The sequence below is a fragment of the Natranaerobius thermophilus JW/NM-WN-LF genome (genome assembly GCF_000020005.1).
Classification (GTDB): domain Bacteria; phylum Bacillota; class Natranaerobiia; order Natranaerobiales; family Natranaerobiaceae; genus Natranaerobius; species Natranaerobius thermophilus.
In genome coordinates, this window is the sequence record NC_010718.1 from 1,470,449 (window position 1) to 1,481,714 (window position 11,266).

General features: G+C 38.4%; 15 protein-coding genes. All 15 read left to right on the forward strand.

What is annotated here, in order from left to right; translation table 11 throughout:
• Window positions 1-5: 5 nt before the first annotated feature.
• The 15 genes from NTHER_RS07080 to flhB all read left to right on the forward strand — a co-directional run bounded on the left by NTHER_RS07080 (window position 6) and on the right by flhB (window position 11,261).
• The gene (locus NTHER_RS07080) at window positions 6-443 is read left to right on the forward strand and encodes a flagellar hook capping FlgD N-terminal domain-containing protein (protein ID WP_012447855.1); all 438 of its coding nucleotides are present in this window, start codon (window positions 6-8) and stop codon (window positions 441-443) included.
• 84 nt (window positions 444-527) lie between these two features.
• A complete protein-coding gene (locus NTHER_RS07085) occupies window positions 528-923 on the forward strand; it encodes a TIGR02530 family flagellar biosynthesis protein (protein WP_012447856.1) in 396 nt (131 codons plus the stop codon).
• A 123-nt stretch (window positions 924-1,046) separates the two neighbouring features.
• On the forward strand, window positions 1,047-2,573 hold the full coding sequence (locus NTHER_RS15215) for a flagellar hook protein FlgE (RefSeq protein WP_012447857.1): 1,527 nt from the start codon (window positions 1,047-1,049) through the stop codon (window positions 2,571-2,573).
• A gap of 43 nt (window positions 2,574-2,616) precedes the next feature.
• Window positions 2,617-2,859, forward strand: a complete 243-nt coding sequence (locus NTHER_RS07095; protein WP_012447858.1) for a flagellar FlbD family protein — start codon at window positions 2,617-2,619, stop codon at window positions 2,857-2,859.
• Window positions 2,860-2,869: 10 nt separating this feature from the next.
• Window positions 2,870-3,670 carry a flagellar motor protein gene (locus tag NTHER_RS07100; protein WP_012447859.1) on the forward strand — a complete coding sequence of 267 codons (801 nt, stop codon included), beginning with the start codon at window positions 2,870-2,872 and terminating at the stop codon, window positions 3,668-3,670.
• Complete coding sequence (locus NTHER_RS07105; protein ID WP_012447860.1) at window positions 3,657-4,466, forward strand: flagellar motor protein MotB; 810 nt, start codon at window positions 3,657-3,659, stop codon at window positions 4,464-4,466. Before NTHER_RS07100 ends, NTHER_RS07105 begins: the two co-directional genes overlap by 14 nt.
• The gene (locus tag NTHER_RS07110) at window positions 4,453-4,917 is read left to right on the forward strand and encodes a flagellar basal body-associated FliL family protein (RefSeq protein ID WP_012447861.1); all 465 of its coding nucleotides are present in this window, start codon (window positions 4,453-4,455) and stop codon (window positions 4,915-4,917) included. Before NTHER_RS07105 ends, NTHER_RS07110 begins: the two co-directional genes overlap by 14 nt.
• A 35-nt stretch (window positions 4,918-4,952) precedes the next feature.
• Complete coding sequence (gene fliM, locus NTHER_RS07115; RefSeq protein WP_012447862.1) at window positions 4,953-5,954, forward strand: flagellar motor switch protein FliM; 1,002 nt, start codon at window positions 4,953-4,955, stop codon at window positions 5,952-5,954.
• A complete protein-coding gene (gene fliY / locus NTHER_RS07120; protein WP_041366979.1) occupies window positions 5,935-7,212 on the forward strand; it encodes a flagellar motor switch phosphatase FliY in 1,278 nt (425 codons plus the stop codon). Before fliM ends, fliY begins: the two co-directional genes overlap by 20 nt.
• 45 nt (window positions 7,213-7,257) lie before the next feature.
• On the forward strand, window positions 7,258-7,620 hold the full coding sequence (locus NTHER_RS07125; RefSeq protein ID WP_012447864.1) for a response regulator: 363 nt from the start codon (window positions 7,258-7,260) through the stop codon (window positions 7,618-7,620).
• A 35-nt stretch (window positions 7,621-7,655) separates the two neighbouring features.
• Window positions 7,656-8,222, forward strand: coding sequence for a flagellar biosynthetic protein FliO (locus NTHER_RS07130; RefSeq protein ID WP_012447865.1), 567 nt, complete (start codon window positions 7,656-7,658; stop codon window positions 8,220-8,222).
• Window positions 8,209-8,976 carry a flagellar type III secretion system pore protein FliP gene (gene fliP, locus NTHER_RS07135; RefSeq protein WP_012447866.1) on the forward strand — a complete coding sequence of 256 codons (768 nt, stop codon included), beginning with the start codon at window positions 8,209-8,211 and terminating at the stop codon, window positions 8,974-8,976. Before NTHER_RS07130 ends, fliP begins: the two co-directional genes overlap by 14 nt.
• 19 nt (window positions 8,977-8,995) lie before the next feature.
• Window positions 8,996-9,265 carry a flagellar biosynthesis protein FliQ gene (fliQ, locus tag NTHER_RS07140; RefSeq protein ID WP_012447867.1) on the forward strand — a complete coding sequence of 90 codons (270 nt, stop codon included), beginning with the start codon at window positions 8,996-8,998 and terminating at the stop codon, window positions 9,263-9,265.
• 24 nt (window positions 9,266-9,289) lie between these two features.
• Complete coding sequence (gene fliR, locus NTHER_RS07145) at window positions 9,290-10,063, forward strand: flagellar biosynthetic protein FliR (protein WP_012447868.1); 774 nt, start codon at window positions 9,290-9,292, stop codon at window positions 10,061-10,063.
• Between the two features lie 106 nt (window positions 10,064-10,169).
• On the forward strand, window positions 10,170-11,261 hold the full coding sequence (flhB, locus tag NTHER_RS07150; RefSeq protein ID WP_012447869.1) for a flagellar biosynthesis protein FlhB: 1,092 nt from the start codon (window positions 10,170-10,172) through the stop codon (window positions 11,259-11,261).
• Window positions 11,262-11,266 lie beyond the last annotated feature (5 nt).

Sequence of the window (11,266 nt, forward strand, 5' to 3'; positions counted from 1 at the left end):
TTTTAATGATCATTGGAGATATGGGAGGTCCTCAAGCTAAATCTGTTTCCGAAGGACAGCAACAAAACCTTCCTCAATTGGAAAACCAGGATGATCTGGGCCAAGATGAATTTATAAAAATACTAACTACTCAATTACAGCATCAAGACCCACTAGATCCCATGGATGATAGGGAATTTATCGTACAAATGACTTCATTTAATCAATTAGATCAACTACAATCATTAAATGAAACTCAAGAACAATCATCCATGCTTAATTTACTAGGAAGACATGTAGTGGCTGAAAATGAAGATGGTGAAATTATTGAAGGTACTGTAACAGCCATCCGGGATTTCAATGGCTCGCCAGGTTTTGAAATCGATGGCAAGAAGGTAGATTTCGAGGATGTAGTAGAAATCAAACCGGTAGACCAGCCAGGACAAGCAGAATCACAGGAATAACACGAATCAGACTAAAAGGGGTAGTTAGACTATAGTGAGATAGTTTTTTAGAAGGATATCTGGCTAGTTAAAGGGGATGATTTTATGGATAATATTCATGGTTCTCGACATATAGGACCTATTATCCCACCTGACAAAATTGAACAAGCAAATCAAAAGACTGATCAGTCCCAACAGGATAGCTCTAAATCCAAGGACTTCTCTAAATTATTGCAGCGCGAACTGGAGGAAGTAAACTTCTCAAAACATGCTCAAAATAGAATTCGGTCCAGGAATATTGAACTAGACGACACTAAGATGGAAAAGTTATCAGAAGCTATTAATAAAGCTGAAGCTAAAGGTGCTAAAGAATCACTGGTAGTTTTGGATAAAACTGCTTTTGTAGTCAGTGTAAACAACCGAACAGTAATTACCGCTGCCGATGAATCTCAATTGAAAGAAAATGTTTTCACTAATATTGACAGTGCTGTGATTATGTAATTGAAATGATTTTTACTACAACAATTAGTGGGCTCTGGGCTGGACCTCCTGAGGAGGAAGCCCTGGTCTTTCATCGACAATGAAAGACCGCTCACACAAAACTTTAAGGAGGTCGATGGTTTTATGTTGAGGTCAATGTATTCTGGTGTAAGCGGATTGAGAAATCATCAAACCCGTTTGGATACAATCGGAAATAATGTGGCAAATGTAAATACTGCAGGCTTTAAAGGGGATCGAGTTACCTTTCAAGATGCTTTTAATCAGACTTTAGAAGCGGCATCTGCTCCTAATGAGCGAGGCGGAACCAATCCCCAACAGGTTGGTCTGGGTATGAATATCGGAAGTATGGATACAATCCACACCCAGGGTAGTTTGGAAAACACTGGTCGAGATACTGATCTGGCCATAGAAGGGGATGGTTTTTTCGTAGTCAATGACGGACAAAGCGATATGTTTACAAGAGTGGGTAATTTTGGAGTAGATAGTGAGGGGAACTTGGTTTCTCAAGGCACAGGTTACAAAGTTCAGGGTTATGCTTACGATGAAGATGCCGATGAAATTAATACTGACGAAATCGTAGATATGGAAATTCCCTTAGGAGATGTGGTGGACCCTGAAGCTACTGAAAATGTAAAGTATAATGGAAATTTGAACTCAAATACTGAACCAGGAGAAACCGTTTCTACCACTGTTAATGTGTTTGATAATTTAGGAAGTGAGCATACATTGAATTTGGAATTTGAAGAGTCAGGTGAAAATGAATGGCAGATGACTGTACGAAAAGATGGGATTTTGATCGAAGACGAAATCCAAGTCTCCTTTTCAGATGATGGGGAGCTAACAAGTGTTGGCGATGAAGGTACTTCTTATTCAATCAACGATTTTGAAGCTACGGTTCAGGACTTTGGTGGACTGTCAGATAGTGCAAAAGAAGACCTGGGTTTTGATATAGATGACGATAATGGACATGACGAAGATAACATCCAAGGCATGTTAATGAGAAACGATGTTCAAGCTGGAAATGCTGAGGCGGAAGATGTGGCGGCTTTAGCCATTGAAGTAGAAGGCAGATACGAATGGTATCATCCCGATGATATAAACTTTGATAGTTTAGAGGAAGGCGATTACAGTCCCGATGTTGACCCTATTTTCACCCAAGATCAGGAACCTCAAAATGATGAAGAAGTTGATCTGCTAAACGCTCCCGGTGGAATTGAATTCGACCTTGGCGATGTAAGACAGGTTGCCGGAGAATCTACAGTTGAAGGTGTAGCTGAAGATGGACAGGCCCAGGGTGAACTTGAAACCTATGAAGTTGATTCAGCAGGAATTATTACAGGAACTTACACCAATGGTGAAACTCGTCAACTAGGCCAAGTAGTCCTATCAGATTTCACCAATCCCGGTGGACTTGAAAAGCTAGGAAGCGGTCTTTATCAACCTACCAGGAACTCGGGTGAGCCAAGTTACGGTATAGCAGGAACCGGTGGACGAGGTGAAATCGCCCCTGGTGCCCTGGAAATGTCCAATGTAGATATGGGAGAGCAGTTTACTGATATGATCGTAACTCAAAGAGGTTTTCAGGCTAATTCCAGGTCAATAACCACTGGGGACGAAGTTCTTCAGGAACTCGTTAATCTGAAAACCTAGTTTTAGCTTATGATTTGAATTTTGAATTAAAGAGGTGGCTAATGTGATTAGAGTTACGCGCTTTAATGGCAAGGAATACATTGTTAATGCCGATCTGATAGAATTTGTTGAAGAAACACCTGACACTGTAATTACCTTAGTAACTGGCCGCAAAGTCCTTGTTAAAGAAACTTCGGAAGAAGTGATTGATCTGGTAATAGAATATCGTCGCAGGGTGGGATGTCACCCTGCGACGATCCAAATAAAAGATAAAAATCAAGTAAATGCCAACGACAGTGAGAAATGAGGTGGGAACAATGGATATTGCCACGATAATAGGATTAATAGCTGGCGTCTTTTTATTAATCGGAGCTGTATTCCTGGAAGGGAATGTGGATATTTTTTTCAACATCCCTTCAGCACTAATAGTCATTGGTGGAACTGTAGCTGCTACCTTGATAAGTTATCCTATCAATCAGTTTTTCTCAATCGTTAAAACAGTACAGAATGCTTTTAAAGTTAAAAGCATGAATCCTACCGAAACTATTAATTTACTGGTCAACCTAGCTGAAAAAGCCAGAAGGGAAGGCTTACTGGCCTTGGAAGACGATGTAGAAGAAATGGATGATGATTTCTTGAAAAAAGGTGTTCAGTTGGTTGTGGATGGCACTGATCCAGAACTGGTCAGAAGTATTTTAGAAACGGAATTATCCTTTCAAGAAGAGCGTCACAAAATAGGTCAAAATATTTTCCGGACTATGGGCACCTTTTCCCCGGCCTTTGGTATGTCTGGAACTTTGATAGGACTAGTAAGTATGTTGGATGACTTAGATGATCCTGATGCAATAGGTCCAGGGATGGCTTTAGCTCTGTTAACTACACTTTACGGTGTAGTAGCTGCTAATTTGATCTTTTTACCCATAGCAAATAAATTAGAAGTTAAAAGCAATGATGAAATCTTATTAAAAGAAGTTATGTTAGAAGGTATGTTGAGTATCCAAGCTGGCGAGAATCCTAGAATAGTTGAAGAAAAACTAAAGGCCTTTTTAGCTCCTAAATCCAGGGATGAAATAGCCGAAGAGGATGAAGAGGTGGTGGACGCCAATGCCGAAATTTAATAGGCAACGGCGCAGTGGGAAAGGCAATGATAACAACAAAGGTGGTAGTAACTGGCTTCAAACATACGGGGATATGATCACTTTGTTACTGGCCTTTTTCGTTTTACTTTATTCTATTTCTACTGTTGATGCTGAAAAATTCGAACGCATGTTAGTATCACTCCATGAAAGTTTTTCAGGAGTGTTACCCGAACATAGGGCTCAAATTCCCCGAGAAGACCCGAATATCACACTGCCAGAACCTAGTGAACGCCAGGTTCCTTCTGAAGAGGAACAGATGATGGAAGATATCTACGATCAATTAGAAGATTACATAGAAGATGCCGATCTGGCTGAAGTTGTTATGCTTGAAACTGAAGAAAGAGGAATCGTGATACGGTTTCAAGACAAAATCTTATTTGATTCAGGAAGGGCCGAGCTCAGGTCAGAATCCCTGGAAATTCTAGGAGATATAGCTGAAATTTTAGAAGAGATTCCTAACGAAATAAAGGTGGAAGGATTTACTGATGATGTGCCTATTGATACTCCTGAATTCCCTTCTAACTGGGAGTTATCTGCAGCCCGCGCCACCACTGTTTTACGATACTTAAGCGAAGAAGGTGGTTTAGACCCTGGGAGGTTACAAGCTACAGGCTATGGTGAATATAGACCTATGGTTCCCAATGACAGTCCAGAGAATCGTCAATTAAACAGAAGAGTAGATATTACGGTCTTGTGGTCTGTCTGGGAGCAAGATGACTATTACGACCGAGATACTACAGACCTTTTTGAGAGGGGAGAGGATGAAATTGAATAATAAAGGTTATGTAAATACTATTGGAATTATTATTATTGCCGGGATCATTTTGATAATTCTGGCATCCGGGATAGCATATTTCATTGCTGTGAGTGTAGCATCACCTGATCAGCCCACAACTGAAAAAGGTGAAGAAGTAGTGAGTTATACTGGTATTACCTTTCCCCTGGGTGAATTTACTACTAATTTGGCAGACGAAGGTGCCAGGCGAATATTTCAAGTTGAAGTAGTAGTAGAATTATCGGAATCAGGTGCAAAGTCTGAGCTAGAAGAGAGAGAACCTCAAGTCAGGGACAAAATATATACTATTCTTAGATCTATGAAAGCCGAAGAACTAAATGAACAAGAAGGTATGGAAGAACTGAGGGAGCAAATCAAGGAAGCGATAGATGAAAGAATCGAGGAAGGAGAAGTAGTTAACGTTTACTTTAACCGGCCATTAATAACTTAACTAAATGCCGGTGTATGAATGGGGGGATGTGAGATATGTCAGAAGTTTTATCTCAGTCTGAAATAGACGACTTATTATCTGCTATTTCAACTGGAGATCTTAACGTGGAAGATGCCAAGCAACAGGATACTCAACAAAAAGTTAAACCTTATGATTTTAGGCGACCAGCTAAATTTTCAAAAGATCAGATCAGAACACTACAAATGATCAATGAGAATTTTGCCAGATTATTATCAACTTATCTTTCAGCTTATCTGCGTTCTTATGTAGAAATCGAACTAGCTTCTGTGGATCAGGTGACTTACGACGAATTTATGAGATCACTGACTAATCCTACGATTATGGGGATTTTTTCTGCTCCTCCCATGGAAGGTAAGTCATTAATGGAGATGAATCCAAATATTGCTTTTGCTGTGATAGACCGCTTAATGGGTGGTCCTGGGGAGACTTTTGAAAGCACAGGTGAATTGACTGAAATTGAAGAAGCCGTGGCAAGAAAAATATTTAATCGCATGCTCGATAGTATGTTGGAAGCGTGGAAGAATGTGGGTGAATTGGAGCCTGAATTTGAGCGGATTGAAAATAATCCCCAGTTCACACAAATAATTTCTCCTAATGAGATAGTAGCAGTGGTAGCTTTTTCTGTAAAAGTAGGAGAAGCTGAAGGGTTGTTCAATGTTTGTTTGCCATATATTTTTCTTGAACCTGTAATAGATAGACTATCAGCTAGGTTTTGGTTCGCTACAGGACATCAAAAAAAGATAACTGAAGAAGAATCTCAAGCTCTTAAAAATAGGCTTCATAAAACTCAGGTTCCAGTAAAAGCCGAGTTGGCGAGAACGAGAATTTCAGTCAAGGAATTTTTAAACTTGCAAGAAGGGGATGTAATTTCATTGAATAAACCATTCGAAAGCGAAATTGATCTGATAGTAGGAAAAAAGACGAAATTCAAGGGCAAACCTGGATCAATTAAAAATAAACTAGCTGTACAAATCACTCAAATAGTTAGGGAAGGAGATGATTCCCTTGGAGAATAATAAAGATATCTTGTCCCAAGAAGAAATTGATGCTCTGTTAAAAGGATCAGGCGACGATGATAGTGGCGATGATGGAGATAACCATGGTGGTAGTGGCGGCAGCGGATCAGGTAACGATGGCAATGGAGGTAATGGAAATAATGGAGATAATGGTGATAATTCTTTAAATGAAACTGAAAAGGATACCGTTGGTGAAATTGGAAACATTTCCATGGGGACTGCTGCTACTACCTTATCAGTACTACTTAATCAGAAAGTATCTATAACTACTCCAAGAGTTGAAGTGACAGACTATGCCACTTTAAGAGAAGAATTTCCTAAACCTCATGTAGCAGTAGAAGTGGAATACTTGGAGGGGCTTGAAGGAATTAATGTATTAATCCTAAAACAAGAGGATGCAAAAATGATTGCCAATTTAATGATGGGTGGCGACGGTACAGATATTGCTGAAGGTGAAATCGAGGAATTTCACTTAAGTGCTGTAGGAGAAGCCATGAATCAGATGATGGGCTCGGCCTCGACTTCCATGTCTGATATGTTTGATAAAACCATTAATATTTCGCCTCCAAGTGTAAAAATGCTGGATCTAGGATCTGAAGAAGCCCTAGAAGAACTTCCAAAAGAGCCCATGATTAAAGTTGCATTTGATTTAAAAATCGGTGATTTAATTGATAGCGAAATCATGCAGTTAATACCCTTTGAATTTGCTAAAGATATGGTAGTTTCTTTAACTGGAGATAGTGCAGAAGAAGTTTCAGCAGGTCAACAAGAAATGGCTGCAAGTTCCGAAGGAACAGCAGCTGCAAAACCCCAAGCTCCGACTCAAACTGGTCCTGGGCCAGAATCTGGTCAATCGCCAGAAAGGGAGGTGTCTACACAAGGACAACCAACAGGACAAGGAGAGCAACAAATGAAACAAGAGCAACAGCCAAAGAAAGACTATCAACCTGTAGAATTTTCGCCTTTAGAAGGTCATCAATCGGCTGCCAAAGGAGAAAATTCCAATATTGAATTGATAATGGATGTTCCTCTGGAAGTAACGGTTGAACTGGGACAAACCAAGAAAAAAATCCAAGAAATATTGGAATTGGTTCCAGGATCTATTATAGAACTGGATAAAATTGCCGGGGAGCCAGTTGATATAAAAGTTAATGGGAAATTAATCGCTAAAGGGGAAGTAGTTGTAATCGATGAGAACTTCGGTATCAGAATTACCGAAATAATTAGTCCGGTGGAGAGGATTAACAAACTTCAGTAAAATTAAAAACGATAAAACTAGCTAAAAAGGGAGGGCTATGTACTGATGAGTCAAAAAGTTTTAATTGTAGATGATGCTGCATTTATGCGTATGATGATCAAGGACATTCTTACTAAAAATGGTTTTGAAGTAGTTGGAGAAGCTGTTAACGGTCAGGAGGCGGTGGACAAATACCAAGAATTAAGTCCTGATTTAATTACAATGGACATTACTATGCCCGAAAAAGATGGAATCCAAGCATTGAAGGAGATCAAAGAACAAGACTCCAATGCCAAGGTGATCATGTGTTCAGCTATGGGACAACAGTCCATGGTTATTGAAGCAATTCAAGCTGGTGCCAAGGATTTTATAGTAAAACCATTTCAGCCAGATAGGGTAATGGAAGCTATCAACAAAGCTTTAGGTTAGAGACAAAGCTATCGAATTAAGGGAGGCTTTTTCCTATGTCGTACCAAGTAATATACAAAATAGCAGCTTTACTTTCGGCAGATAAGCTAGACGAAGTAGATAGTGGAATGGAATCAGGCACAGGCGAGTATATCGATTATTTAATGAGTCTTTTTGGGTATTTATTCGTTTTTTTGCTTGTCATTGGTTTACTATTTGTTGTTCTAAAACTGTTAAAAAATTATTCGGCCAAATTAAATGAAAGTCATCATATGAGGGTTTTGGACAGCCTCCCCTTGGATAACGAAAAAAAGCTGATTTTAGTAGAAGTAGGAAATAAAATTCTGTTAATTGGTGCAGGAAAGGAGTTAAACCTCCTTACTAGTGTTGAATTAAGCCAAGAAGAATTGCAACTAATTAGAGAATCCGGGAAATCTTCTCAATCCATAACTTTTATGGATATATGGGAAAAAATCAAGGACAAGCTCCCAGGCAATATTTATGGAGATCAAGGAAAAACCTTTAATGAAGACGATGAAAGTTTTGAACAACAATTACAAGAAGAACTGAACAAGATGCGACGCTCTAAAGATGAGGGAGGACACGATGATGGTGAAAGATAGAAAAACACTTGTGCCGGCTATTATTATAATAGTACTGATATTATTAATTCCTTCCCAAACAGAAGCAGCTCAACCTTTTCCAATTCCTAATTTGGAATTGGAGGTAGGAGAAGGGGAAGAACCAGAGGACTTGGCATTAACTTTACAAATAATAATTCTGTTGACAATTTTAAGTCTAGCACCGGCATTACTCATTCTAACTACCTCTTTCACCAGGGTAGTAATTGTACTGTCTTTTATCAGGAATGCCTTGGCTACTCAACAGATGCCTCCCAATCAAGTTTTAATTGGATTGGCTCTTTTTCTAACTTTTTTCATAATGAGTCCTGTATGGGGCGATGTGTATCAGGAAGCCTGGGAGCCCTATCGCGAAGGTGATATTACTCAAGAAGAAGCCATTGAAAATGGTCTTGAACCTGTTAGGGAATTTATGTATCAACAGACGAGGGAAGATGATCTGGCTTTGTTTGTAGAATACTCGGATATTGAAAACCCTGCAACAATCGAAGATGTACCGACCCATGTTATCATCCCGGCCTTTGTAATCAGTGAATTAAAAACCGCTTTTCAAATTGGTTTTATGATATTTGTACCTTTTTTAATTATAGATATGATTGTGGCAAGTACATTAATGTCCATGGGGATGCTCATGCTCCCACCCGTGATGATATCACTTCCTTTTAAGGTACTACTTTTTGTACTTGTTGATGGTTGGTTCTTAATTACCAGGTCCCTACTTATAAGCTTTGGATGACAATACGAGGTGAATAGCTTTGACAGAAGAATTTGTGTTACATCTAGGCCGTGAAGCTCTAATAACTGTTTTACTCGCTGCCGCTCCTATGCTGGCATCAGCTTTAATAGTAGGACTAATGGTCAGCATTTTTCAGGCAACTACACAGATACAAGAACAAACTTTGGCTTTTGTGCCAAAAATTGTAGCGGTTTTACTGTCTGTAGCTTTCTTTGGTCCCTGGATGTATACTCTGTTAACTGAATTTGCAATCAATATATTTAGTAATATAAACCAGTTCATTAATTAACTAGAAGGATGGGGGTCAGGGGACTTGGATCTGACAACGTTGTTGCTAGAACAAGGCGTTTTATTCATATTGTTATTAACTAGAATATCTGGCATGATAATGACAGCACCAATTTTTGGAAGTAATTATATGCCCAATCAAATTAAAATAGCCTTTAGTTTAATATTGACACTGGTTTTTTTACCTGTTTTATCTCCTGAAGGTTTATCTGATTATCATATCATGAATGTTATATTATTTGCTTTTATGGAGTTAATGGTCGGAATAGCAATAGGTATGATCGCCAATTTGGTATTTTCTTCAATACAAATAGCTGGACAATTAATTGATGTACAAATGGGATTTGCTATGGCTAGGGTGATGGACCCCCAGTACGAAACTCAAGTACCTTTAATAGGTCAATTTAAATATATTTTAGCTATCATGATTTTTTTAGTTATAAATGGTCATCACTTATTAATTAGATCAGTTTATGAAAGTTATCAATTGCTACCTATTGGCAATATATTTGATTTAGGTGCAGGGGGAGTAGCTCTTAATGAACTGTTCTCCACAGTGTTTGTTTTGGCTATTCAGGTGAGTGCTCCCGCTCTTGGTACTTTATTTTTGACAAATATAGCTTTGGGGGTTTTGGCTAGAACTGTACCCCAAATGAATGTATTTATTATTGGGTTTCCTGTGAAAATTTTTGTAGGATTTCTGTCCCTGGTATTATTAATGCCTACTTATACTTTGGTTTTGGGAAACTTATTTCAGCACATTTGGGATGGTTTATATAACTTCTTACAAGCTTTATAGTTTTTGATCGGTATTTTAATCCGTTCTATTAAATTTACAGTTATCAACAAGAATATAGCCACATCAAAATAAAAATTTTAAAGTATCATTTATGGGGGAGACAGGGTTGAACATAGATAAAAGATTTGATTTACAACTTTTTAATCAAGAAAAAACTGAAACACCTACTCCCAAACATAGGAGAGAATCAAGAAAAAAAGGACAGGTTGCGAAAAGCACGGAATTAACATCAGCATTACTTCTTATGGCAACCTTTTCTACCCTATATATTGTTTTCCCTTACTCCTTTGATCGTTTTATGAATTTTGCCAAACAGTTCTGGTCTAATATAAATACTATCAATTACACTATGGACGAGATCCATTCTCTGTTGATAACGATGATGATGGAAGGCGCGGTATTTGCAGCCCCAGTGATAATTGTGGCAGTACTTATTGGTCTGATCAGTAATTTGATGCAAGTAGGAATCTTATTGACTGGTGATCCTTTAAAACCTAAATTAGAGCGATTAGACCCTATTAAAGGTTTCCAAAAAATCTTTAGCAAGCGAGCTGTAGTTGAGCTTACAAAATCATTGTTTAAAATGGTAGTTATAGGTATTATAGCGTATATTCTCTTTAATAACCATATGGAACATTTTCCCTATTTTTATGATATGACAGTAATGCAAATTGCGGTAGAAGTAGGTCAATTGACCTGGGCTTTGATATTTCGTGTCGGAATGGCATTACTGTTTTTAAGTATATTAGATTATGTCTATCAAGTATGGGAACATGAGCAAAATCTAAAAATGACTAAACAACAAGTAAAAGACGAGCACAAACAAACCGAAGGGGATCCCCAAGTACGGTCCAAGATGAAAGAAAAGCAAAGGGAAATTTCTAAAAAAAGAATGATGAGTGAAGTTCCTGAAGCCGATGTTGTCATAACAAACCCCGTTCATATAGCTGTTGCATTAAAGTATGATGAAGGGGATACTGCTCCCATGGTACTAGCAAAGGGCCAGGGACATGTGGCTAGAAAAATCAAAGAAATAGCTGAAGACCATAATGTAGTAGTAATGGAAAACCGTCAGTTAGCTAGAAGCTTATATTTTTCTGTTGAAATTGGGGACTTTATTCCAGAAGAGTTATATCAAGCAGTTGCGGAAGTACTAGCCTTTGTCTATAGGTTAAAAAAATCATCAGGCATGGAGTGATCATA